Raw genomic sequence first — 24,540 nt, forward strand, 5'->3', positions numbered from 1 at the left:
TCGCACCCGCCTGCTTTTTCTGCCATTATTCTGCCTGATAAATTAGCGGGACTGATACAACCTCCCCGCGCCTCTGGAGAACACCGATGCTGTTCAAACTATGCAAAACCCTTGCGATAGCCTGCGTGGCCCTGATTATCGCCCAGAGCAGCGCCCTCAGCTTTACCCTGGAAGTGGCGGGCAAGATCGACAACGTGACCGACCCGGTCAACAAAAGCTATCTGTTCACCGATAAACAACTGTTGGCGATGCCGGTGCGCAGCATCACCACCTCCACGTCCTGGACGCCGCAGAGAAAATTCGAAGGGATTTCGGTGGCCGATATCCTGGAGCGCGTCGGCGCCAAGGGCGAGACGCTGACCTTCTACGCGCTGAACGATTATTACATCGACGTGCCGCTGTCCGACGTCACGAAATACAACATGATCCTGGCCTACAAGATGGACGGGGAAATGCTGAAGCTCAGAAACTTCGGCCCGCTGTTCCTGGTGTACCCGCGTGACGCCGCCGGGCCTGAACTGAACTCGCCGTTGTACAATTCACGCTTTATCTGGCAAGTCGACAGGATCGTGATCAAATGAAGCTGACGACCTTTAAGAACGGCAGCAGGCTGGCGATCCCGGCCATCTTTGCCGCGCTGTTTTTAGTGGCTTCGACCGTCACGCTCTATTACTACAGCGCCACCCTGTCGAAGAAAGGGCTGTATGCCATCGCCGGCACGCAGGAGAACTACTCCTGGTCGATCGCCAAGTTCTCCATCAAGCTGGCGGAGTTCGACACGCTGGTCGAACAGCAAAGTCACGCGCCGCAGGTGGACAACGACAACCTGCGGCTGCGGTTCGAAATCCTCTATTCGCGTTTTTACGTGCTGGAAACCGTCTCCGAATCGACCCAGCCGCTGTACGCCGAGCCGGGCTACCCGGAAGTGGTCAAACAGATGCGCCTGCAGATGGATCGCATCGATAAGCTGCTGGACAGCCCGAAAATCGACTTCGACCAGGTTTTCGCGGCCATGAAGGCCATCAAGCCTTACTCCATCGAAATGGCCAACCTGACCGACCATGCCGAGGTGAAGCAGCGCACCGCCGCCTATGAGGACTACATCGAGAAGCGGCACATTATTTTCTATGGGCTGGTGATCGTCATGTTCTCGGTGATCGCGCTGATCGCCATCACCCTGATCGTGTTCCGCCAGCAGCGGCTGACCATTCGCCAACAGGCCAAGGCGATTGAGGCGGAGAAAGCGACGCGCACCAAAAACGCCTTCCTCGGCGCTATTGGCCACGAGCTGCGCACCTCATTGCAGAGCGTGATGTCGGCCATCGACGTGCTGGTGAATACCCGGGTGTCGGCAGAGCATGCGGACACCTTCCAGCGGCTGGAGACCGCCGCGCAGCAAATCGAAAGCCAGATGAAAGATCTGACCGACTACGCGCACCTCGACAGCGGCATGATGGAATTGCGCATCGTACCGTTCGACGCGCAGAAGCTGATCGCGGAGACCGCCAACGAAATCGCCACCCTGACCCGCAAAGAACAGGTCAAACTCAGCTGTGAAGTGGAATGCAGCCACCTGCTGGTGCACTCCGATCCGCTGCGCATCCGGCAGATTATCGTCAACCTGCTGACCAACGCCTACAAGTACACCGAAAGCGGCAGCATTACGCTGCACAGCTGCCTGCGCCGCCAACCGGGCGGCAGTTCGTTGATTATCGAAGTGACTGACACCGGCATCGGTATCGAAAAAGACCAGCTCGATCAGATCTTCAAGCCCTTTACCCAGTTGGATCAGTCGCATACCAAGCAGTATGCCGGCGTGGGGATGGGGTTGGCGATCGTGCACGGCCTGGTGACGTTGCTCAACGGCACCATCACGGTGTACAGCGAAATCAAGAAGGGCAGCACCTTTATCGTCAGCATTCCGGTGCAGATCAGTGAAGACGAACGTGCCGACGAGCCCGCCGCTGCCAATGCCTCTCTGCAGCATAAGCCGCAGCAGGTTCTGGTGGTGGATGACAACAAGTCGGTGGGTGACGCCTTTGCGGCGCTGCTGGACAAGCTGGGTTACCAGCACGAACTGTGCGACTCGCCGGAACGCGCGCTGCAGAAGCTGCTCAGACGTCCTTACGATGCGCTGTTGCTGGATTTGCAGATGCCGGGCATCGACGGCGCTGCTCTGGCCAGGCAGTTGCGCAACCGTCGCGGCCCCAACCGCCATGTGCCGATCATCGGCATCAGCGCCTACACGCCGGAGCAGTTAACGGCGGATCAGCGCGCCCTGTTCGATAACTACCTGATGAAGCCGGTTCGACTGGATGCGCTGTCGAGCGCGCTGGCCGAGGTGTTCCCCGCTAAAGATTAAAACAGCGTTGCAGTGCGGCTTCGATCACATGGAGCCGCACCGGTTTTTCATAAGGGCCGAGCACGTCGTACTCGCGCATCGCCTGAGCGATTTCCGATTCGCGTCGGTCGGTGCCCAGTTCACCGGTCAGCACCAGTACCGGCGCGTCCGGATTGTCGGAGGCGCGGATGGTAGCGATACAGCGATCCGCCGTTTCCTCACCGATCAACCAGTCCACCACGTAACCGTCGAACAGGCTTTGCTGCAACGCCTGACAGAAACTGTCGACGTCGTAAAACGCCACCGCGTTGAACCCGCAGCCACCCAGATACTTGGCCAGTTCATCGGCCGCCTGATGCGAATCGTCCAATACCGCGATGCTCAGCCGCTCGTCGTCGCCGAAGCCGGGCCGGATTTCGATCAGATCGACGCCGTAACGCGGGCCTGCCGGCGCCTCATCGGTGCGATAGATATGCCACTGCCCTTCCACGCGCAGCGCCACAAATTCCGCCGGCCGCCCGGCAGGAAGCTCGTCGCCGATGTGCCCGACGCAAGGTATCGCCACCCCCGCCACGACAAAGATGGCATCGCGCGCCATGTTTGGCTCGGGAGTCTCGTGTTCGGCGCTCAAATCGGCGATCGCCGCCGGCGTTTCTCCGAGCGCGGCCGCGACGCTGTTGATCTGTTCCAGCGTCCAGGGGCTTTGCCCTTTCAGTTTGCGGTGCGCATGTGAAAAACTCAGATCCAAGATGCGGCTGAGCTCGCGGGCATGCTGACGTTTTCCAATCCCGTAATGTAAAAACAGCTCCCTGACCCGATTGGCAATCGACTGTGAATCGAATTTTTGGTGATTGTTATCCATTTGTTCCTTCGATTTTTTTTACTGATTTATCAGTCGTTTTGATTATTTCCGCTGAAAAAGCCACATCTAAAACTAGCATCTGATGCAATTATGCGTTAAAAACGTTGCTTGACATACCATGTTGCATCGTCAAACATGGTATCAAAAGAGACATACAGCAATACACTATAAAAAATAACACCAGCACGTTTTTTAATAATAACCATAGTAACACCAGGGAAAATTTGTTCCGTTGCCGCTACTGAGACGATGATCACATCGCTCGGACTGCACAAGCAAAACGGGGCTTGAGCCTTTAGCGCTAATCTGTTTTACCCACTTTTGAGCCGGGATCCGTCAGGGTCCCGGTTTTTTATTGCCCTGGCGCCGCGCCATCATACGGACTCACCCCGCAGCCGCAAATAAAAACGGAGCCGGCATGCCGGCTCCGTTGTCATTGTGATGACCGTTGAAGGTCAGAAGCGCCAGGTGAAGCCGGCGTTGACGCTGTTGTCCTGATGGTTTTGCGACAGCAGTCCGCCGTAGCCCAGCGACAGCGTGGCATTCTCGTTCACCGCCACTTCCGCCCCTGCCTTCAACACCATGCCGTCACGCGACACCGGCACGCTGTCCACCACGAACGGCGCGTTGCCGCCGTTGAACCGCAGCCCGGTGCCACGGTCCAGCCCGCCGTACTGGTGTTGCCACCCCAGCTCACTGCGCAGCGCCACCGTCGTGCCCGGGGTCACCTGCCACGCGGTGTCTGCACGCAGCCCCAGCGTCGACACCGTCGCGTCGGTATGCTGCTTGTCGCCGCGCAATGCCGCCGCGCCGCCGCTTTCCGCGATGCCGTTGTTTTCGAAGTTCACGTACGCCAGGTTGACGAACGGCTCCAGGTTCAGCCATTCACCCTGCACGCCGTAGCCCGCTTCCGCGAACAGCTGCTCGGTGCGCGCGCTGTACTTCGCCGTGTCACGGTCCGACTGCATCCCGTAGTTCACCGACCGCTTGGTGTCGATGCGGTGCCAGGTGTAGCCCGCCCCGCCGCGCAGCGCCAGCGCCCCGAACTGCTTGTCGCCGTACGCCGCCAGGTGGTAGTTGTCGCTGTCCGCCTTCGACCCGTAACCGCCGTGCAGCGAGGTGCGGGTGTAGCCGGTCGCCACCCCCAGTCGCCCGTCGCCCGCAACCGCCGAGTCCAGCCCCACCAGCACCCCGTAGGTCGAGGCCTGATAGCCGGTGGCGTTGGCGTCGCCCGACGCGTGGTCCCACGCCCCCAGCAGCTGCGCCCAGGCGCCGTCCTCGTCCGCCTTGATGGCCGACGAGCTCGCCAGCCCTTCCGCCTGACGCAGACGCCCGTTCAGCGCCTCACGCAGGTAGCGGCTGTCGTTCACCAGCGCCGAGGCGATATCCGCATGGATTTGCCCCGACAGCTGACGGAACGCCTGCCGCGCTTCGCCCGCCGTGCCGCTGTTGAGCAGGCTCTCGTACACCGGGTTGCCCGCCGCCAGCGCATCCGCCGCCGCCGCCACCGCCCGCTCGTTCGAGGTCTGCGCCACGCTGGCGAAGCTCGTGCCGTTGCGCCCAACGCTCAGCGTCACCCCGGTCGGCTGGTAGCTCAGCCCGGTACCGAGGAACAGGTAGTTCGGCGCCACCGCGTCAAACTGCCCGCTCACCCCCTGCTGCGCGCTCAGGATGGTGTACTGCTGGCCCAGCAGGCTGCGCACCTCGCTTTGCGTCAGCAGGTTGGCGCTGTTCTCCAGCGTCACCGCCACCTCACCGCCGCCGATCGTCGCCGCTCCGCTGCTCTGGATCCGATCGCTCTGGCCGTTCGGCCCCACTTCCACCGCGTAGCGCGAGCCCGGTTCGAAGCTGACGTTACCCGCCACGTTCAGGGTGCCGATCGAGTTGCCCGGCGCCACGATGCCGCCCTGACGGGCGATCAGCGAACCGACCGTGCCGCTGCCGCCGACGATGCCGCCGTTCTGCACGCTGACGGCCGAGGTGACCGAGCCGTTGACGGCCAGCAGCCCCTGATTGACCAGCGTCGGGCCGGCATAGGTGTTGGTGCCGGTCAGCTCCAGGGTTCCCGCGCCCTCTTTGGTCAGGCCGCCGTGGCCGGAAATGTTGTTGGAGTAGATTTCCCATCCACAGTGGAAGTCATCACATTTCCTGGCGTGCAGCGTACCGGCATCCACCTCGGCGCCCCTCCCCGGAATATTGGCGACAAACTGGGTCGGGCCGTAGGCCACGCCCGTCGGATCCGGGATGCGGAACTCCGCAGGAATATCTTCGACGGTATAGAACATGCCCGGGCCGTTGATAGCCTTGCCCAGGTTGATCATCCCCCAGCCGTAGAGCGCGTCGATGCCCGGCGCACCCATGTCGGTGGCGGTGGTTTTCAGCACGTCGGCAATCTGCGCCGAGCTCATGTACGGGAAGCGCTGCAGCAACACCGCCACCGCGCCGGTCACGTGCGGCGTCGCCATCGAGGTGCCGTTTTTATTGCCGTAGTCCGACACCAGGTTGGCCGGATCGGAACCGTTGGCCACGGTGCTGTAGATTTTGCTGCCCGGCGACGAGACGCAGAAGCTGGCGGTATAGCCGCAGCGGGAAGAGAAGCTGCTGATGGTATAAGGCACGCTGTTGGTCGATGCCGCATCCTGCGCCACGCTGGCGACCGACAGCCAGTTCGGCGCGATGTCCGGCACGAAGTAGGCCAGCCCGCTGATCACATCCGGCTGGTTGTAGTTGCCGTCGTTGCCGGCGGCGAACAGCACCAGAATGTTTTTGCGCGCCGCATCGATCGCGCCCTGATAGCCTGCGCCGGCCAGGCTGCCGAGCAGCGGTTTGACCTGATCGAATTGTTCCTGCGCATCCTTCAGCTCAAAGTGCAGCGCGTTAGGATCGCGGCCGCCGTCGGACAGGAAATCGGGAATACTGACGCCCCAACTGTTGTTGATCACCCGCGCACCGCTGTTGATCATCGCCTGCCAGCCGGCATTGGTGACGGCGCCGTCCAGGCCGAGGAATTCGCCGTAGGCCGGGCCGTCGTTATCGTTATCGACGCTAATCACCTGCGAATCGAAGGCCACGCCGTGCATGCCGATGCCGTCGCGGTTCGCCGCGCTGATCCCCGCGACGTGCACCCCGTGATTGCTCAGCATGCCCTGCGAGCCGCTGTAGAAGTGGAAGGTGCCGTCGAAGTAAAAACGATCGCCGGCGTTAATCCCCGGCCGGTGTGGATCGGTATAGGCGCGGTAGCCCTCGGTGACGACGTTGATCAGTTTGCCGTCACCGGCGAACTCGGGATGACGGTTGACCGGAGTGTCGAAAATGCCCACCTTCTGCCCTTTGCCGGTGTAGCCGGCGGCGTAGGCCTCATCGGCGTGGATCGCCCCCAGCCCCCAGTTGGCGTTGAATTCGGCGCTGCGCCAGCTGGCCGGATCGCCGGGTTGGCCGTTCACCTCGTGCGGCGCCGCCTGTGCATACCCCGCCAGCGCCATGCAGCAGACCAACGCGTTCAGCCGCCACGGCAAGCGGCGAGCGTTTCCTTTGCTATCAAAACCCATTGTTGTTGTCATTTCCTTACCTTTTGCTTGTTATTGGCCGACGCCCCAGGTGCGCCGGGTTCTCATTAGCAGGATGTGAAAAAGGAACCGCCCGCAGACGGTTCCCGTACAAGGATTGAGTCAATGTTGCTTAGAAACGCCAGGTGAAGCCGGCGTTGACGCTGTTGTCCTGATGGTTTTGCGACAGCAGCCCGCCGTAGCCCAGCGACAGCGTGGCGTTTTCGTTCACCGCCACTTCCGCCCCTGCCTTCAACACCATGCCGTCACGCGAGACCGGCACGCTGTCCACCACGAACGGCGCGTTGCCGCCGTTGAACCGCAGTCCGGTGCCTCGCTCCAGCCCGCCGTACTGGTGTTGCCACCCCAGCTCACTGCGCAGCGCCACCGTCGTGCCCGCGCTCACCTGCCATTCGGTGTCCGCACGCAGGCCCAGCGTCGACACCGTCGCATCCGTGTGCTGCTTGTCGCCGCGCAATGCCGCCGCGCCGCCGCTTTCCGCGATGCCGTTGTTCTCGAAGTTCACGTACGCCAGGTTCACGAACGGCTCCAGGTTCAGCCACTCGCCCTGCACGTTGTAGCCCGCTTCCGCGAACAGCTGCTCGGTGCGCGCGCTGTACTTCGCCGTGTCACGGTCCGACTGCATTCCGTAGTTCACCGACCGCTTGGTGTCGATGCGGTGCCAGGTGTAGCCCGCCCCGCCACGCAGCGCCAGCGCCCCGAACTGCTTGTCGCCGTACGCCGCCAGGTGGTAGTTGTCGCTGTCCGCCTTCGACCCGTAGCCGCCGTGCAGCGAGGTACGGGTGTAGCCGGTCGCCACCCCCAGCCGCCCGTCGCCCGCGACCGCCGAGTCCAGCCCGACCAGCACCCCGTAGGTCGAGGCCTGGTAACCCGTGGCGTTGGCGTCGCCCGACGCGTGGTCCCACGCCCCCAGCAGCTGCGCCCAGGCCCCGCCCTCGTCCGCCTTGATGGCCGACGAACTCGCCAGCCCTTCCGCCTGACGCAGACGCCCGTTCAGCGCCTCACGCAGGTAGCGGCTGTCGTTCACCAGCGCCGAGGCGATATCCGCATGGATTTGCCCCGACAGCTGACGGAACGCCTGCCGCGCTTCGCCCGCCGTGCCGCTGGTGAGCAGGCTCTCGTACACCGGGTTGCCCGCCGCCAGCGCATCCGCCGCCGCCGCCACCGCCCGCTCGTTCGAGGTCTGCGCCACGCTGGCGAAGCTCGTGCCGTTGCGCCCGACGCTCAGCGTCACCCCGGTCGGCTGGTAGCTCAGCCCGGTGCCGAGGAACAGGTAGTTCGGCGCCACCGCGTCAAACTGCCCGCTCACCCCCTGCTGCGCGCTCAAAATGGTGTACTGCTGGCCCAGCAGGCTGCGCACCTCGCTTTGCGTCAGCAGGTTGGGGCTGTTCTCCAGCGTCACCGCCACCTCGCCGCCGCCGATCGTCGCCGATCCGCTGCTCTGGATCCGATCGCTCTGGCCGTTCGGGCCCACTTCCACCGCGTAGCGCGAGCCCGGCTCGAAGCTGACGTTGCCGGCCACGTTCAGGGTGCCGATCGAGTTGCCCGGCGCCACGGTGCCGCCATCACGGGCGGTCAGCGAACCGACCGTGCCACTGCCGCCGACAATACCGCCGCTCTGCACGCTGACGGCCGAGGTGACCGAACCGTTGACAGCCAGCCGCCCCTGATTGACCAGCGTCGGGCCGGCATAGGTGTTGTTACCGGTCAGCACCAGGGTGCCGATGCCCTGCTTGGTCAGGCCGCCGTGGCCGGAGATGTCGTTGCTCCAGAAGTCCAGGCCGCAAAGATCGCTGCTGCAGACGCGCTCGGTCGGTTTACCCTTGTCCAGCACCGCGCCGACGCCCGGCAGATCGACCACGAACTGGGTCGGGCCATAAGCCACGCCCGTCGGATCCGGGATGCGGAACTCTTCGGGAATATCCTCAGCGGTCACCAACATGCCCGGGCCGTTGATGGCCTTGCCCAGGTTGATCATCCCCCAGCCGTAGAGCGCGTCGATGCCCGGCGCGCCCATGTCGGTGGCGGTGGTTTTCAGCACTTCCGCCACCTGCGCGCCATTCAAATACGGGAAACGCTCCATCAGCACCGCAACGCTGCCGGCCACGTGCGGCGCCGCCATCGAGGTACCGCTTTTATTGGCATAGCCGGTCGTCAGGTCGTCCACACCGGTGCCCGCGATCACCGAGCTGTACACCCGGGTACCCGGTGCCGAGACGCACAAACTGGCGGTATAGCCGCAACGGGAAGAGAAGGTGCTGATGCTGTAATCGCCGGTATTGTTGGGATCCTGCAGGCTGGCGACCGACAGCCAGTTCGGCGCGATGTCCGGCACGAAGTAGGCCAGGCCGGCCATGGCATCCGGGTTGTTGAGGTTACCGTCGTTGCCGGCGGCGAAGATGGTGACCACGCCGCTGCGCGCCGCGTCGATCGCGCCCTGATAGGCGCCACCGGGCTTGGTGCCCAGGATCGTTTTGATCTGATCGAACTGCTTTTGCGCATCGTTCACCGTGAAGTGCGGATAAGCCGGGTCATACCCGCCTTCATCGAATTTCTCGGTGATGCCGATGCCCCAACTGTTATTGATGATGCGCGCGCCGCTGGCCACCAGCGCCTCCCAGCCGGCCTGGTAAACCGCGCCGTCGTTACCGAGCACAATGCCGTCCTCCGGGCCGGGGTCGCCGTTTTCTGCGCTGATGATCTGCGCGTTGAATGCCACCCCATGCATGGCGCCACCGTCGCGGCTGCCGGCGGCGATGCCGCCCACGTGGGTGCCGTGCGAGCCTAATTTGCCGCTGGAGTCGGTGCTTGGCGTACCGTCATAGCGGAAGTCATCGCCTTTTTTCACTGGAATATAGGGATCGGTGTATTCGCGAGTGCCATGGGTAACCAGATTGATCACCTTATCTGGGCCGGAAAATTCGGGGTGCTTGGCGTAGACTGGCTGATCGAAAATACCGAGTTTGATGCCTTTTCCGGTATAACCGGCGGCGTAGGCCTGGTCGGCGTGGATCGCTCCCAGCCCCCATTCCGCGTTGAACTCACTGCTGCGCCAACTGGCCGGATCGCCCGCTTTGCCGTTCTCTATATAGCTGGAGGCCTGCGCCCCGCCGATCGCCGTCAGGCAGATCAGCATCGCGCTCCATTGTGCGCGATGAACTCCGATTTCAGGCCAGCCGAAGGCCGCCCGAGCGGATTTGACTCCTCTAAGTTTCTTCTCCATCCCAGATACCGTCCGTTGTTGTTTGCAAATGTTTTATAAGATTTTTTGTGTAACAGTTTGGTAACACCAAATAAATAAAGCACAACAATCTCAAGTGCGCTTAATGTGTTACTCGGCAGTTCGGCGGGGGGAGAGAACGTTTCAGGGGTGAATCAGGCCAACGCCAATAAGAAATGGCAATGACGTTTGCCGGTAGCGAAGCGGCGATAAAAAGTGAGAGGAAAAACCTTAATACGCTGATAAATAAAAATATAAACAAAGATCGAATGAAGGAGATGGCCGCCTGAAAAGTGCTTAACAGGCGTCTTTTATCACTTTTAATTATAAATTTTGCCAATATTCACTCAGTGAATTATGCTGGTTTTTCACTCGGTCATCGGCAAAAATTGGATTATCCTGCTGATGTTTTTTTGCGGTTCGTCGCGTCCTCTTCCGCCTGACGCAGGATGGCTTTGGCCATCCATTGCGTGACGTCCTGAATGCCCTCAAGTTCCAGCCCCCAGATATCTTTCAACACCAGGAATACCTCCGAGCCGTAAATCAGCGAGAAAGCATGAATCACTCTCTGTAGAGAATCCGGCGGCAGTTTGCCCTGCAACGGTTCTACCGCCAGCGCCAACAGACGCTTGCGGTTGCCGCGCACGAATTTTTCGCCCGGCGTGGCGTGCGCCCACTGCTGCAAAGAGAGCTGCAGTGCCGCACGCAATGCTCCCTCGTGCCGTTCCATCTGAGGATAGGCGAAGGTCAGCAACTGCTGGATACGCTTCAGGGCATCGTCGTCCTGCGGGCGCCATTCCAGAATAGGCCCCAGGCTTTCCGCCACCACGGCGCTAATCAGCGCACTCTGGGTCGGAAAATAACGGTAGGCGGTCGCGCGCGATACCTGGGCATGCGCCGCCAGCTCGGTGATCGAAGGAAACGCCCCTTCGTCATACAACGCCATCGCGCTGGCCAGCAACAAACGGTAGGTTTTTGCCCGTGTGGAAGTCAGTGAAGGATCGAACGGGGTGGGAAAAGCATTTATCGGCACTTAAACCTCATACATCTGCACACGCTTGCGCAACAGAGGATGCGCCTCTGTCGACTGGCTGCCGGCAAAGCGCCGGCCACGTTGAAAAGCTCAAAAATGAGACAGGAGTCCCATTTTGCACTGAGCTGCCCTTGCAAAAATGATACTGCCGTCTCATTATATAAATACATTAATCAATTTAATTTAAATGCCAACACCAGGGCACCCTAAAAAATATAATAAAATGATTTTTAAATAAAAATTAGAAACACCCCAGGAAGACACATGAAAGAAACTTCAAATTTTGTCTATATTGCTACCACAGCAGATACGAAAGGACAAGAGTTGGAGTATGTACGGCGGCTAATCGCTGCCCTGAATTTACCCACGCGAACCGTCGATCTTTCCACTCGTCGCTTGCCGTTTGACTCCCCGGCCGATATCGGTCCAGAGGACGTTGCTCGCCACCATCCGGCAGGCGCCGGTGCGGTCTTTTGCGCCAGTCGCGGCCAGGCGATCGCCGCTATGGCGACCGCTTTCGAACGTTTTATCCTGACGCGCCGCGATATCGCCGCCTTGCTGGGTCTGGGCGGCTCCGGCGGCACCGCCATCATCACGCCGGCCATGCAGCAGCTGCCGATTGGCCTGCCGAAAATAATGGTCTCAAGCATGGCGGCAGGAGACGTTTCCGCCTATGTCGGCGCCAGCGATATCAACATGCTGTATTCGGTCACCGATCTCGCCGGTCTTAACCGCATCTCGCGACAGGTGCTAGGCAACGCGGCACGCCAGATAGCCGGCGCAGTGCACTTCGCCGCCGTCGACTATCACGACAACAAACCCGCGATCGGCCTGACGACGTTTGGCGTCACCACGCCCTGCGTTCAGGCGTTGGTGGCCGAACTGGGAACACAATGGGATTGTCTGACGTTTCATGCGACTGGCAGCGGCGGTAGGTCGTTGGAAAAACTGATCGATAACCGCCAACTGCACGGCGCCATCGATTTGACCACCACCGAAATGGCCGATTACCTGTTTGGCGGTGTGCTGCCCTGCAATATGGATCGTTTCGGTGCCATCGCGCGTACCGGCATCCCGTGCGTGCTCTCCTGCGGCGCGATAGACATGATCAACTTCGGCGCGCCGAATACGGTGCCGGCTCGCTATGCCAACCGTCTGCGTCACCATCACAACCCGCAAGTGACGCTGGTGCGTACCAGCGCGCGGGAGAATGCGTTAATGGGGCGTTGGATGGGCGAAAAAATCAACGCCTGCGCGGGCGAAGTGCGTTTCGTTATCCCGACAGGCGGCGTATCGGCTTTGGATGCGCCCGGGCAACCGTTCTGGGATCCGGCGGCGCTGGCCGCCTTTACGCAGGCGCTGGAAGAAACGGTGCACGCCACCGACAAACGCCGGTTGATAAAAACGCCTTATCATATTAACGACCCGTGCTTTGCGCAGGCCGTTGCCGAACATTTCCAGCACATTGTCGGCGGAGAATGATTATCACTCACGACAAAGTCTGCCGGCGATAACGCCAAATAGAAAAAGGGCCAGACAAATAGCCTGGCCCTTTTTTACTCACCGCGAGCGGATATTACTGACCGGAGGACATCTGCTCCTTCATTTTATTCATGTGGTCCATCATCTTTTGCTCGCGTTTCTGATAATTCTCATTGTATTGTTTTTTCTGCTCAGGTGTCAGCAGGTTATACATTTTATTTTCCGCTTTGGCGCGTTCCAGCATGCGTTCGGATTGTGCTTTGCCGATCGCGTCAATTTGCGCCTTCGCCTTCGCTTCGTCAAAGCTGTCGGAAGCGACCAGATTGTGCAGCGCCTGGCGTTCTTCTTTCATGCCCGGCCCGCGCTTCTGGTGCGACTCTTTCATAATATCGCGCATCTGCTGGCGCTGCTGCTCGGTCAGGTTCAACCCGGCGAACGGGCCGCCTTTACCTTCACCCTTGTGATGCATCATTTTCATCGGCGCCGCATCCGCCGCCGGGGCAGTCACCGTATCGGCGGCGAACGCCGCGGAAGCAGAACCCAGAGCCAGCGTGGAAGCAATAAATAAAGCCGTCAATTTACGCATAATCATTTCCTTAAAAGTTTTTCTTCATCAGGAGCGCTGTACGTTAACAGGCTCATTCGTCGTCGGAGATAATAATAGGCTGATAAAATTCAAGTAATGCGAGGGTGTGTAAACTTTTTAAAACCCGTCTCGGATTTATTCACCAATTATGAGAAAACTATGAAGATGGCGTTTATTTGATGGAAATTTTAATTTCTCGGCAAAAATCCCCCCGGTGGAGTTATTTTTCCGCTTTCCCCTCACCGCTATAATTTACTCGCCAGCACGGCAATCTTGCCTCAACCGTTTTCCGATAGCAGGGGGAAGTCAGTACAAGCATCATAGGATCCGATGTTCTCCTACACTTTAAGGCAAGCGGCCGCCGGGCGACGTTTACACCGCAAAACTAATCATTGCTTATATAATAGTTTCCATCACCCGTCCCGCCTGCAAAAACCTGTTATATGATGCACAGATGCGTACGGCGATCGCTTTCGGGCCAACAGGCTGCCCGGAGCTGCGCCGACCGGCCGCCCGTGCTCTTTTGAGGAATCATCATGCCCGCAGACCAAGGCCCTGAGCTTCTTAACGCCCACTTCGGCACCCAAAGCCCCCACTGGCGGCTGGCGTTTGACAGCAATGCCCTGGAGCTGTCCGCCGTTAAGGGCAAAGCCCACGTCGCGGTGGCACTCAGCGCCATGGACGCGGCGAAAATTCGCCGTCTAACCGGCGTAACCGCCAGCCTTGAGCTGACCATTACGCTGGCCGGCGAACCGCTGCATCTGCATCTGGTCGGGCGCCGCGTCAACAACCTCGAATGGGCGGGCACCGCTTCCGCCTTCAGCGACACCCCATCCGTGGCGCGCGATCTGGTGCACGGCCTCTCCTTTGCCGAGCAGGTGGTGTCCGAAGCCAACTCGGTGATCGTGATCGTCGATCAGCACGGCCGCATTCAGCGTTTCAACCGGCTGAGCGAGGAGTACACCGGGCTGCACGAACACGAAGTGATCGGCAAAAACGTTTTCCAGCTGTTTATGAGCCCGGAAGAAGCCGCCGCCTCGCGGCGCAACATCGCCGGCTTCTTCCGCAACGGATCGTCTTATGAGGTGGAGCGTTGGGTAAAGACGGTCAAGGGCGAACGGCTGTTTCTGTTCCGCAATAAGTTCGTGCACAGCGGCAGCGGCAAGAACGAGGTGTTTTTGATCTGCTCCGGCACCGACATCACCGAAGAACGCCGTGCGCAGGAACGGCTGCGGGTGCTGGCCAACACCGATCTTATCACCGGCCTGCCTAACCGTAACGCCATCCAGGATAAGATCAACCACGCCATCGCTACGCGCAGCGAAGAGAGCTTCGGCCTGGTGTACCTCGATCTCGACAACTTCAAAAAGGTCAACGACGCCTACGGCCATATGTTCGGCGATCGGCTGCTGGTCGAAGTCGCGCTGGCGATCCTCGGCTGCCTGAGCCCGGATCAGGTGCTCGCCCGCCTCGGCGGCGACGAATTTCTGGTGCTGGCGCCGCAAACCGATCGCGAGCGCCTGCAAACGCTGGCGCAGCGCATTATCGACAGGCTGAAAACCCCTTTCCGCATCGGCCTGATTGAGGTGTATACCGGCTGTTCGATCGGCATCGCGCTGTGCCCGGAGCACGGCAACGATCTCGACAGCCTGATCCGCAGCGCCGATACCGCCATGTACGTCGCCAAGGAGCACGGCAAACGCACCTATACCGTCTTCTCGCCGGAGATGAACAAACGCGTCGCCGAATACATGTGGCTGGACACCAATCTGCGTAAAGGGCTGGAGCAAAATCAGCTGGTGTTGTATTACCAGCCTAAAATCGACGCGCGCAGCGGCGAAGTGCACAGCGTGGAAGCGCTGGTGCGCTGGGATTCGCCGGAGCGCGGCCTGATCCCGCCGCTGCAGTTCATCTCCTACGCCGAGGAGTCCGGCCTGATCGGCCCGCTGGGCCAATGGGTGCTGCAGACCGCCGCCAGCCAGGCAGCGCAGTGGCAAGAACAGGGATTGAACCTGCGGGTAGCGGTCAACCTCTCCGCCCGGCAGTTGGCCGACGACGGCATCGTCAACGACCTGCTCGGGGTGCTGCGCCATCATCGCATGGCCCCCTGTCTGCTGGACTTCGAGCTGACCGAAAGCAGTCTGATTGAAGACGAGAACCGCGCGCGCGCGCTGATCACCCGGCTACGCGAACTGGGCGCGCAGGTGCATCTCGACGACTTCGGCACCGGCTATTCGTCACTGGCGCAGCTGGCGCGTATACCTCTGGACGCCATCAAGCTGGATAAAAGCTTCGTGCGCGGGGTGAATTTCAATCCGGTATCGCAATCCCTGGTACGCGCGATCGTCGCGGCGGCGGAGGCGCTGGCCTTCCGGGTGATCGCCGAAGGGGTGGAGACCGAGAGCGAAAACCACTTCCTCGACGAGGTCGGCGTGGACGAAAAACAGGGCTTTCTGTTTGCGCGGCCAATGCTCCCGGAACAGCTGGAGCATTGGCTGCAGTCCTATCGCCCGCGCTCACCTTCCGCGTGAGGCGGGCGCGTTAACGTTAGCCGGCACGACGCAGGTTCAGGGTGTGGCGATCCTGCAACATCACCAGCCGCTCGATGTAGGCGCGATCTTTTTCCTCAATGGTGAAGGCCGAGTGGACCCAATCCTCGGTAATATCCATCAGCTCGGAACGCGTCAGTTGCAATACGCGCTGACGCGCCCGCAGCATGGCGCGCATGCCGTTGAGCTTCGGCCGGATGGTATCGATGAAAGTGCGCGTCGCCATATAGGCATCGCCGGGCTGGAACAGCTGATCCACCAGCCCGCGGCTCTCGAACCACTCTGCGGTGTGCGACTCGCCGCCCCAAATCAGCTCCTCAGCCAAGCGCATGCCCGCCTTGCGCGCCACCAGCGAGTAACCGCCCATGCCGGGAAACAGGTTGAACGCGATCTCCGGGAACCCCATGCGCGCATTGTTCTGCGCCAACACGAAATGGTGCGCCAGCGCTGCTTCAAAGCCACCGCCCAGCGCGCTACCTTCAACCATGGCAATGCTGACCGCGCCGGTGTCGAAACCGCGCGCAGCGGCATGCACACAGTCGATGCAGGCCCGTGCGTAGGCCATCATCGCCTCGCGCCTGCGGTTTTTGATCGCTTCGGCGAAGAACTGCAGATCGCCGCCGACGTTGAACATGTTCGGCACCAGCGAGCCGGTGACCCAGAAATCGAATCGCAGCGAAGACTCCTTCGCCGCCTGCGCCAGCGTCATGATGTCTTCGATCAGCGCCTGGTTGAAGCAGGGGCGGGGCGCAGCGCGCAGCAGCATCCACATGATATGCCTCTCCTCTTCATAGTAGGCGGAAAGCTGCGACAGATTGCCCGCTTCGGTAAACGGACGGCAGGTGGGGTGATTAAGCAATTTCATAAGACCTTCCAGTTTTTCTGTTGATGACGGATGAGACCGTTCCAGCCCCTACGGCTGCAGCGGAGCGGCGGTCGGTAAAGCGCGACGCCACATCATGAGTAAACGCTTTCTCGCCGACGAAACAGATAAAAATTGGAGGTAGGGAAGTGAAAAAAACCGAGGCGCCACGGGCTTTTCATAGGAATTTTACCTATCGCGCCATCGTCGGCATTTCATGCCAGGCGCTAACGCGTTAAGCTCGGAAATTGACCGTTTGCCGTCCCGGCGCTCAAAACGCCGCGAGGCTTTGGCTATAATCAATACGGATACATGCCGTTTAACGTTAAGGAAATCGTGAAGTAATGCCTACAGGACCAGACCAGGAACGCCGCCAGCCCGCACAAGACACGCCGCCGAAGCCGCTTATCGCCATCAAGACCGGCCATGAGACCCTCGACCGCCGCATTGGTGGTTTTTCACGTCTGATTGAACGCATCAAAGCCTGGCCGAGCGTTGCGCACCTGCTGCGCGCGGCCGAACGCTTTAACGATCGGCTGGGTAGCCAGTTCGGCGCCGCCATCACCTATTTTTCATTCCTCTCGCTGATCCCGATCCTGATGGTGTCATTCGCCGCCGCCGGTTTCGTGCTGGCCTCCAACCCGGATCTGCTGGCCCAATTGATCAACCGGATCGTCGGCAGCATCAGCGATCCGACGCTGGCCAGCACGCTGAAGAACACCGTCAACACCGCCATTCAGCAGCGTACCACCGTGGGGTTGACCGGTCTGGCGCTGGCGCTCTATTCCGGCATCAGTTGGATGGGCAACCTGCGCGAGGCGATCCGCGCACAGTCGCGTGACGTCTGGGAGCGCAATCCGCAGGATCAGGAGAAAATCTATTTCAAGTACACCCGCGACTTCATCTCGCTGACCGGCCTGGTGGTCGCGCTCATCATTACGCTGTCGCTGACCTCGGTCGCCGGATCGGCACAGGCGGCGATCGTCAACGCGCTGGGGTTGGACGGCATCGAATGGCTGCGGCCGGCGTTGACGACGATCGCGCTGTCGATCTCGATTTTCGCCAACTATCTGCTGTTCCTGTGGATTTTCTGGATGCTGCCGCGCCACAAACCGAAGAAAAAAGCGCTGCTGCGCGGTACCTTGCTCGCCGCCATCGGATTTGAGGTGATCAAGTTCGTGATGACGATGACGCTGCCGCAGGTGGCGAAATCGCCTTCCGGCGCGGCCTTCGGCTCGGTGATCGGGCTGATGGCGTTCTTCTACTTCTTCGCCCGTTTGACGCTGTTTTGTGCCGCCTGGATCGCTACCGCCGATTACAAAGGCGACAAAGCCTTGCCGGAACGCGAGCCACCGGCCCCCTGAAGCCATGCAATCGTGCCGGTGTTATCGCACACGCCGGCACTTTCCTCTGGTTAATAAGCAAAAATCCAGTCAATCCCTCTAAATCATGCGGCATGGCATTCGGAAAACCAGCATAACAAACTACCCACTCACTTTTCTTTCCCGTTTTTACAGCCATTCCCTCTGTATGAAACCCATTTCTCAACGTTTAACGCTACAGAAAAGAAGCCCGGTAAAACATTAGTCTTTTTAACCGGTTAGCGGCGGCGCAGCCCAGAGTTACAGCGTTGAAAAGGCGGAATGCTGTCACTAAGATGGATTTTTACCCCCTCCAACAATAAGAAATAGATATGCAAGCCACCATCGCACCCCCACTCGACGCCGACGACGCGTCTACACCGGTGAATTCCCGCGGGAAAGTCATCGTCGCCTCGCTGGTCGGCACCGCCATCGAGTTCTTCGACTTTTACATCTACGCCACCGCCGCGGTGATCGTGTTCCCGCACATCTTCTTCCCGCAGGGCGACCCGACCACCGCGACGCTGCAGTCGCTGGCCACCTTCGCCGTCGCCTTTGTCGCGCGCCCTATCGGCTCTGCGCTGTTCGGCCACTTCGGCGATCGCGTGGGGCGCAAGGTGACGCTGGTCGCCTCGCTGCTGACCATGGGGATTTCCACCGTGCTGATCGGCCTGCTGCCGAGCTATGAAACCATCGGCATCTTCGCCCCTATCCTGCTGGCGCTGGCGCGCTTTGGCCAGGGTCTGGGGCTGGGCGGCGAATGGGGCGGCGCCGCCCTGTTGGCAACGGAGAACGCGCCGGCCAAAAAGCGCGCGCTATACGGCTCTTTCCCCCAGTTGGGCGCCCCGATCGGCTTCTTCTTCGCCAACGGCACCTTCCTGCTGCTCTCCTGGCTGCTGAGCGATCAGCAGTTTATGGAATGGGGCTGGCGCGTGCCGTTCATTCTCTCCGCCGCGCTGGTGCTGATTGGCCTGTACGTGCGGGTATCACTGCATGAAACGCCGGTGTTCGCCAAAGCGGCCAAGGCCGGCAAACAGGTAAAAGTGCCGCTCGGCACGCTGCTGAGCAAGCATCTGAAAGCCACCATCCTCGGCACCTTCATCATGCTGGCGACCTACACGCTGTTTTATCTGATGACGGTGTATTCGATGACCTACGGCACCGCGCCGCAGCCGCTGGGCCTCGGCTACTCCCGTAACAGCTTCCTGTGGATGCTGATGGTGGCGGTGATCGGTTTCGGCGTGATGGTGCCGATCGCCGGCCTGCTGGCGGACGCGTTCGGCCGCCGCAAGACCATGATCGCCATTACCCTGCTGATGATCGGCTTCGCGTTTCTGTTCCCGACCCTGCTGGGCTCCGGCAACCAGGCGCTGGTAATGGGCTTCCTGCTGTGCGGCCTGAGCATCATGGGGCTGACCTTTGGCCCGATGGGCGCGCTGCTGCCGGAGCTGTTCCCTACCGAAGTGCGCTATACCGGCGCGTCGTTCTCCTACAACGTCGCGTCGATCCTCGGCGCGTCCGTGGCGCCTTATATCGCCACCTGGCTGGCGGCCCATTACGGGCTGTTCTACGTCGGCATGTACCTGGCGGCAATGGCCGGGTTGACGCTACTGGCTCTGCTGTTGATGAAAGAAACCCGCCACCAGTCGCTGTGATCCCCTGCGGCCCCCTCACTGCGGGGGCCGCACGCGTTGTTCGTTTCCTGTCATAAAACCGGGCTATGCTGGATGTTTATCTCGGTAACAGGATCGGCCGATGTCTCTGCGTCGTGGGGTATTTGTCTGCGTTGCGCTGCTGGCGGCTCTCGCCATCGCGCTCTATTACGGGTTGAAGCCCGACCATCCCGATGCGCTGTGGCGCATCGTCAGCCAGCAATGTCTGCCCAATCAGCAAGCGCATGACAACCCGGCGCCCTGCAAGCAGGTGGATGTGCAGGCCGGCTTCGTGGTGTTTAAAGATCGCAACGGACCGCTGCAATACCTGCTGATGCCCAGCGCCAAAATCACCGGGATAGAAAGCCCGGCGGTGCTGGATGCCGCCACGCCGAATTTCTTCGCCCAGGCCTGGCGCGCGCGCCACGTGATGGCGGAACGCTATGGCAAACCCATCGACGACGGTGATATTTCACTGGCCATCAATTCGGAATATGGCCGCACGCAAAACCAGCTGCACATTCATATCTCCTGCCTGTTGCCGGCGGTAAAACAGCGCTTGGCGCAGATCGGCCCCGATTTCATCGAGCAATGGCAACCGCTGCCCGGCGGCCTGTTGGGACATGACTATCTGGGGCGGCGGGTAACCCCTGCCGAGCTGGAGCAACAGGGCGCCTTCCGCCTGTTGGCTGCCGGCCTGCCGCGCGCCGACGGGCGCATGGGCAGCTTCGGCCTGGCGATGACCGCGCTGCCGGACGGCGATTTCCTGCTGCTGGCGACCGAGCGCAGCCTGCTGCCGTTCACCCTGGCCTCGGCGGAAGAGATCCAGGATCACGACTGCCGGCTGCTTACGCCACCGCCGCGCGCCTGATTATTTTTTGCCTTTCATCTCCCGCAGGATCTGCCCGCACTGGTTCTCCTCGCCGCCTTCACTGGGCGAGACCAGCGCCAGCAGCGCCGCCGCCGGCGTCAGCACCGCCCCCAACGCCACCGCCGCCGCGCCGCGCGCGATCAGCGGCCCGGCTTTCACCCCGGCGTCCGGGTGCTTGAAGGTGCCTTTCACGTACAGCGGCGATCGCAGGGTCAGCACGCGCATCCCCTTGCTTTCCGGATCGATGGATAAATCCAGCCGCTCTGTGGCGAGGTTAGTGTTACCGGTGATGTTGATCACCGCGTTCTCGGTGTCGAACACGAACAGCCGCGGCGCGGCGACGCCGCTGCGGATGCCGACGTCCGCCGCCGCGCAGTTGATGCCTACCACGTCGTCACCGAACAATTGCGCCACCAGATAGTTGCCGACGTTCAGACCGAGGATCTCCATCAGGCTACGGCTGATCACCCCGTTATTGATCAGCAGGCGCAGATCGCCGTTGCTGGTCGCCAGCAGCTCGGCCACTGAATTACCGCTGCCCGTCAGCCTCGCGTCGCCGTTCATCTGCCCGAGGCTGCGCTTCATCGCCGCCACGTTAGGCAATAGCTGTTTGAGCTGGAGTTTGCGCGCGTGCATATCTACCTGGCCGCGCATCGGCTTTTTGCCGCCGTCGAGGCGCACCACGGCGTTCAGGCTGCCGCCCGCCATGCCGAAGCGCAGCGGATCCAGACGCAACTCGCCATTGTTCAGCTTCAGGTGCGTGGCCAGATCGCTCAGCGGTAAATCGCTGCCGCGCTCGATGCGCGCGGCGGCAAACTTCACGTCCGCATCCATCTTGCTCCAGCTTTGCGTATCGAACTGTTCAACCGGCAGCACCTTATCCGCCGGCTGGCGGCTCTTCTCGCCGCGGCCGGCTTTGGCAGCGTTGGAATCCGCGCCGATCAGCGGCGCCAGATCCGCCAGCCTCAGCTGCCGGGAGCTCACCGCGCCACTCAGCGTCGGCCGCGGTTTAGCGGCAACGTATTTCAAGTCGCCATGAATGTCGCTGTCGCCGATTTTGCCGTCGAATTTCTGATATTCGAACACGGCGCCGCCCGGCTGGTGCAGGCGGGCAATCAGATGGCCATCGGTCGCATACGGCGGCGTGTTCGGCAGCAGCACGCCGGTCAGGCCATAGAGATTCCCCAGGCTTTCACCGGAAAATTTCAGCTGCACGTCCAGGCCGCCGAGGTTCAGCGGATCGGACAAGGTGCCCGCCACCGCCACCCGGGTGCTGCCGGAGCGCACGTCGGCCTGCAGCGGGAACGGCAGATCGGCGCTCTGCAGTGACAGCATGCCACCGATCTTGCCGCTGCCGCTCAGCGGTTCGCCGTTATATTTGCCTTTCACCTGCCAGCCGAAAACATAATCGGGTGTAGCGACCTTGCCGCCGCTCTGTTTGCCGGTCACTTCACTGAACGGCAGCGGTTTGCCGAGCGGATCGATAACGGCGCGGAAATCCGCCTTCAGCGTGGCGTCTTTAAAGGCGATCTGTCCCTTGTCGAACACGATGTCGTGCACAGTGAACGACCAGGCGGAAGGCGGCTGCTTGGGATCCTGGCCGGCGGCCAGGTCAAACGTCCAGTTGTTGTCGCCGTTGGCCAGGCGTTGCAACGACGCATTCGGCTGCTTGAGCCAGATGCGCGGGATCAGCAGTTCTTTCCTCAGCAGCGCCAGCGGTGCGATGCTGGCGTCGACGCGCTGCAGCGTCACCATGCTGTCGCCGGGGATGTTTTTCGGATTACCCAACCACACGTCTTCGGCGTGAATATGCGGCCAGGGCACCCAGGCGCGCCAGCCGCCCTCCTCAGGGTTACGCGACCAGTCGACGCCCAAATCGCCGCGGATGGCGAAGGGCCGCCGCAGTTCGGCCGACACCTTATCGTTGATGGTAGGCTTGAGTCGATTCCAGTCGAAGGTGGCGATGAAGATCGCCAGCGCGGCGAGCACCAGCAGCACAATGCCGCCCAGCCAGCTGAAAACCTTTCCTGTTCTTGTCATAGGGCTCCCTCAGCACATAAACCGGGCTGCCGAATGAAAGGAAAAGGAATGAGCAGCCCCGTTTAAGCCTAGCTGAGGATAGGCCGGAGTTCACGCCGGCGCGCCGGGCGCGGCAAACAGCGTCGGTACGCTGTGTAAAGTTTCAAAGCACGCCGGGCGGGAAAGATAGTAACCCTGCGCGGCCAACGCGCCGGAACGCTGCACCAGCCGCCACTCCTGTTCGGTTTCCACGCCTTCGACGATCACCCCGTCGCTGTGCTGATTCATCATCTTGATCAGGGTGCCGAGCAGCTGTACGCCCTCTTCCGACTGTTTGAGCAAGGTGAACAATTCGCGCGCCACCTTGATGTATTGATAGCGCCAGGCGCCGACGGCGGAGAAGTTGGCCAGCCCGCTGCCGAAATCGTCCAGCCACAACCGTTCGCCGCCGACGATCTGCTGTAACGGGCGGTTTGACGCCGTTGCGGCTTGCTCCACCAGCTCGAAGCGCAGGTAGGGCATCTCGGCGATCTGCCGTTGCAACGCGTCATGACGTTGCAACGCTTGCAGCGCCATACCATCGATATTGACCGACACCATCACCGCGTGGCGAATGAACAACGCCTGCCAGCGCTGCAACAGCGCCAACTGCTCCTGGATCACCCGCAAACGCTGGGCGACGCCGAGCGAGGCAAAATACTGTTCCGGGGATTGCCGTTTGCCCGGCTCATTTGGGTGATACACCGCCGTCAGCAGTTCCACCGCCAGCAACGCGCCGCTGGTGCGATAAATCGGCTGGAAGGTATACAAGCGCCGGCATTGCCGCCAGTAGCGCCGCGATTTGGCGCAGGCATAGAGGGCAAAACAGGGCGCCAGCAGACCCGAGATCAGGTTGGTTATCATCGGTACTATCGCCGTGGCGGGGAAGTGAGAGCGCTGCCGCTGTTTCTTTACCCAGCTTATCGGCCGCGCCGCGTAAAACTTTAAGCACGAATTACCGCAGGCTTTCCTCTTCACCCTGTTGGCGTTGGTCGATCGCGATCATAAAAAATTAAAACACTGTTTTAATTTATTGACTCCCTGACCGCCTTACGTGGAGACTGGCGGCTGTTGCTTCTTCTTTAGCCAGGGCTTATTGACGATGACTATCCGAAATCTCGCCGTGATCGGCGAATGCATGATCGAGCTGTCACAGCAGGGCGCACAGCTGACGCGCGGCTTTGGCGGCGATACCCTCAACACCGCCGTCTACCTTGCCCGCCAAATGCCGGAACAGACGCTGCAGGTACATTACGTCACCGCACTCGGCACCGACAGCTTCAGCGGCGAGATGCTGCTGGCCTGGCGGCAGGAGAACATCGAAACCGGGTTGATTCAGCAGTTGGACAACAAACTGCCGGGCCTGTACGTGATCGAAACCGACGCCGCCGGCGAACGCACCTTTTACTACTGGCGCAACGACGCCGCCGCCCGGTATTGGCTTGCGGGACCGCAGGCCGACGCACTGTGTGCCCGGCTGGCGCAGTTCGATTACCTGTATCTCAGCGGCATTAGCCTGGCGATCCTCGCGCCTGCCGACCGCACGAAGCTGCTGGCGCTGTTGCGCCGCTGCCGCGCCAACGGCGGCCAGGTTATCTTCGACAACAACTACCGTCCGCGCCTGTGGCAAAGCCGTGAGGAAACGCAGCTGGCCTACCGCGAGGTGCTGGCCTGCACCGACATCGCCTTCCTGACGCTGGATGACGAAGCGTTGCTGTGGGGAGCACAGCCGGTTGAACAGGTGGTGGCACGCACACAGGCGCTCGGCGTCGGCGAGATCGTTATCAAACGCGGCGCGGATGCCTGTCTGGTGTTCAGCGTGGAGGGAGAGCGGCTTGAGGTACCGGCGATCGCACTGCCGCCGGAGCGCGTGGTGGATACCACCGCAGCAGGCGACTCTTTCAGCGCCGGTTACCTGGCGGTACGCCTGAACGGCGGCAGCGCCCAGCAGGCGGCACAGCGCGGCCACCGGCTTGCCGCGACGGTGATCCAACATCGCGGCGCCATCATTCCCGCAACGGCAATGCCCGCATAGCCAATAAGGCGGCGGCGAGGTGGCCTCGCCGCCGGCGCAATGGATCCCAGACATATTGATGA

At 61.0% G+C, this 24,540-nt stretch carries 16 protein-coding genes; 8 read left to right on the top strand and 8 right to left on the bottom strand.

Annotation, left to right across the window (positions count from 1 at the left end):
• Positions 1–86: 86 nt before the first annotated feature.
• Both BVU99_RS05440 and BVU99_RS05445 read left to right on the top strand, forming a co-directional pair.
• Positions 87–581, top strand: coding sequence for a molybdopterin-dependent oxidoreductase (locus BVU99_RS05440; RefSeq protein ID WP_049205620.1), 495 nt, complete (start codon positions 87–89; stop codon positions 579–581).
• The gene (locus BVU99_RS05445) at positions 578–2,362 is read left to right on the top strand and encodes an ATP-binding protein (RefSeq protein WP_025304623.1); all 1,785 of its coding nucleotides are present in this window, start codon (positions 578–580) and stop codon (positions 2,360–2,362) included. Before BVU99_RS05440 ends, BVU99_RS05445 begins: the two co-directional genes overlap by 4 nt.
• Here BVU99_RS05445 and BVU99_RS05450 read toward each other — a convergent pair.
• The 4 genes from BVU99_RS05450 to BVU99_RS05465 form a co-directional block, all read right to left on the bottom strand.
• Positions 2,352–3,203, bottom strand: a complete 852-nt coding sequence (locus BVU99_RS05450; RefSeq protein ID WP_025304624.1) for a helix-turn-helix domain-containing protein — start codon at positions 3,201–3,203, stop codon at positions 2,352–2,354. The genes BVU99_RS05445 and BVU99_RS05450 overlap by 11 nt on opposite strands.
• A gap of 455 nt (positions 3,204–3,658) precedes the next feature.
• A complete protein-coding gene (locus tag BVU99_RS05455; RefSeq protein WP_099817028.1) occupies positions 3,659–6,751 on the bottom strand; it encodes an autotransporter serine protease in 3,093 nt (1,030 codons plus the stop codon).
• Positions 6,752–6,881: 130 nt separating this feature from the next.
• Positions 6,882–9,905, bottom strand: coding sequence for an autotransporter serine protease (locus BVU99_RS05460; RefSeq protein ID WP_099817029.1), 3,024 nt, complete (start codon positions 9,903–9,905; stop codon positions 6,882–6,884).
• 478 nt (positions 9,906–10,383) lie between these two features.
• Positions 10,384–11,022 (bottom strand): TetR/AcrR family transcriptional regulator, encoded by a 639-nt coding sequence (locus BVU99_RS05465; RefSeq protein WP_038630005.1) that lies wholly within the window; start codon positions 11,020–11,022, stop codon positions 10,384–10,386.
• A 264-nt stretch (positions 11,023–11,286) separates the two neighbouring features.
• On the opposite strand from BVU99_RS05465, the gene BVU99_RS05470 reads away from it, so the two are divergent.
• Positions 11,287–12,504 (top strand): Tm-1-like ATP-binding domain-containing protein, encoded by a 1,218-nt coding sequence (locus BVU99_RS05470; RefSeq protein ID WP_043142954.1) that lies wholly within the window; start codon positions 11,287–11,289, stop codon positions 12,502–12,504.
• 94 nt (positions 12,505–12,598) lie between these two features.
• Here the strand turns inward: BVU99_RS05470 and spy are convergent, their stop codons facing one another.
• Positions 12,599–13,090: an ATP-independent periplasmic protein-refolding chaperone Spy gene (gene spy, locus BVU99_RS05475; RefSeq protein ID WP_043142950.1), complete on the bottom strand. Its 492-nt coding sequence runs from the start codon at positions 13,088–13,090 to the stop codon at positions 12,599–12,601.
• Positions 13,091–13,626: 536 nt separating this feature from the next.
• On the opposite strand from spy, the gene pdeR reads away from it, so the two are divergent.
• Positions 13,627–15,621 carry a cyclic di-GMP phosphodiesterase gene (gene pdeR, locus BVU99_RS05480; RefSeq protein ID WP_025304630.1) on the top strand — a complete coding sequence of 665 codons (1,995 nt, stop codon included), beginning with the start codon at positions 13,627–13,629 and terminating at the stop codon, positions 15,619–15,621.
• A 16-nt stretch (positions 15,622–15,637) separates the two neighbouring features.
• Here the strand turns inward: pdeR and BVU99_RS05485 are convergent, their stop codons facing one another.
• Positions 15,638–16,504, bottom strand: a complete 867-nt coding sequence (locus BVU99_RS05485) for a crotonase/enoyl-CoA hydratase family protein (RefSeq protein ID WP_025304631.1) — start codon at positions 16,502–16,504, stop codon at positions 15,638–15,640.
• A gap of 341 nt (positions 16,505–16,845) precedes the next feature.
• On the opposite strand from BVU99_RS05485, the gene yhjD reads away from it, so the two are divergent.
• From yhjD to BVU99_RS05500, 3 genes are all read left to right on the top strand, one after another.
• Entirely contained in the window at positions 16,846–17,865 is a 1,020-nt protein-coding gene (gene yhjD, locus BVU99_RS05490) for an inner membrane protein YhjD (protein WP_099817030.1), read from the top strand.
• Between the two features lie 329 nt (positions 17,866–18,194).
• Positions 18,195–19,517, top strand: coding sequence for an MFS transporter (locus tag BVU99_RS05495; RefSeq protein WP_016930463.1), 1,323 nt, complete (start codon positions 18,195–18,197; stop codon positions 19,515–19,517).
• 100 nt (positions 19,518–19,617) lie between these two features.
• Positions 19,618–20,385 carry a CDP-diacylglycerol diphosphatase gene (locus tag BVU99_RS05500; protein ID WP_025304633.1) on the top strand — a complete coding sequence of 256 codons (768 nt, stop codon included), beginning with the start codon at positions 19,618–19,620 and terminating at the stop codon, positions 20,383–20,385.
• On the opposite strand, the gene BVU99_RS05505 is transcribed toward BVU99_RS05500, so the two are convergent.
• A complete protein-coding gene (locus tag BVU99_RS05505; protein WP_099817031.1) occupies positions 20,386–22,425 on the bottom strand; it encodes an AsmA family protein in 2,040 nt (679 codons plus the stop codon). It lies immediately after the preceding gene.
• Between the two features lie 90 nt (positions 22,426–22,515).
• A complete protein-coding gene (gene pdeH / locus BVU99_RS05510; RefSeq protein WP_025304635.1) occupies positions 22,516–23,307 on the bottom strand; it encodes a cyclic-guanylate-specific phosphodiesterase in 792 nt (263 codons plus the stop codon).
• Positions 23,308–23,545: 238 nt separating this feature from the next.
• Between pdeH and BVU99_RS05515 the strand changes: the two genes are divergently transcribed.
• On the top strand, positions 23,546–24,478 hold the full coding sequence (locus BVU99_RS05515) for a sugar kinase (RefSeq protein WP_099817032.1): 933 nt from the start codon (positions 23,546–23,548) through the stop codon (positions 24,476–24,478).
• The last annotated feature ends 62 nt before the right edge of the window (positions 24,479–24,540 follow it).

Origin of the sequence: Serratia sp. OLAL2 (genome assembly GCF_002752475.1) — a bacterium.
GTDB lineage: Bacteria > Pseudomonadota > Gammaproteobacteria > Enterobacterales > Enterobacteriaceae > Serratia > Serratia bockelmannii.

Coding starts and splice junctions, on each gene's coding strand:
- BVU99_RS05505 (WP_099817031.1), bottom strand. CDS start 22,425: ATGACAAGAACAGGAAAGGTTTTCAGCTGGCTGGGCGGCATTGTGCTG.
- BVU99_RS05455 (WP_099817028.1), bottom strand. CDS start 6,751: ATGGGTTTTGATAGCAAAGGAAACGCTCGCCGCTTGCCGTGGCGGCTG.
- yhjD (WP_099817030.1), top strand. CDS start 16,846: ATGCCTACAGGACCAGACCAGGAACGCCGCCAGCCCGCACAAGACACG.
- BVU99_RS05485 (WP_025304631.1), bottom strand. CDS start 16,504: ATGAAATTGCTTAATCACCCCACCTGCCGTCCGTTTACCGAAGCGGGC.
- BVU99_RS05450 (WP_025304624.1), bottom strand. CDS start 3,203: ATGGATAACAATCACCAAAAATTCGATTCACAGTCGATTGCCAATCGG.
- pdeR (WP_025304630.1), top strand. CDS start 13,627: ATGCCCGCAGACCAAGGCCCTGAGCTTCTTAACGCCCACTTCGGCACC.
- BVU99_RS05470 (WP_043142954.1), top strand. CDS start 11,287: ATGAAAGAAACTTCAAATTTTGTCTATATTGCTACCACAGCAGATACG.
- BVU99_RS05440 (WP_049205620.1), top strand. CDS start 87: ATGCTGTTCAAACTATGCAAAACCCTTGCGATAGCCTGCGTGGCCCTG.
- BVU99_RS05495 (WP_016930463.1), top strand. CDS start 18,195: ATGCAAGCCACCATCGCACCCCCACTCGACGCCGACGACGCGTCTACA.
- BVU99_RS05460 (WP_099817029.1), bottom strand. CDS start 9,905: ATGCTGATCTGCCTGACGGCGATCGGCGGGGCGCAGGCCTCCAGCTAT.
- BVU99_RS05445 (WP_025304623.1), top strand. CDS start 578: ATGAAGCTGACGACCTTTAAGAACGGCAGCAGGCTGGCGATCCCGGCC.
- spy (WP_043142950.1), bottom strand. CDS start 13,090: ATGCGTAAATTGACGGCTTTATTTATTGCTTCCACGCTGGCTCTGGGT.
- pdeH (WP_025304635.1), bottom strand. CDS start 23,307: ATGATAACCAACCTGATCTCGGGTCTGCTGGCGCCCTGTTTTGCCCTC.
- BVU99_RS05500 (WP_025304633.1), top strand. CDS start 19,618: ATGTCTCTGCGTCGTGGGGTATTTGTCTGCGTTGCGCTGCTGGCGGCT.
- BVU99_RS05515 (WP_099817032.1), top strand. CDS start 23,546: ATGACTATCCGAAATCTCGCCGTGATCGGCGAATGCATGATCGAGCTG.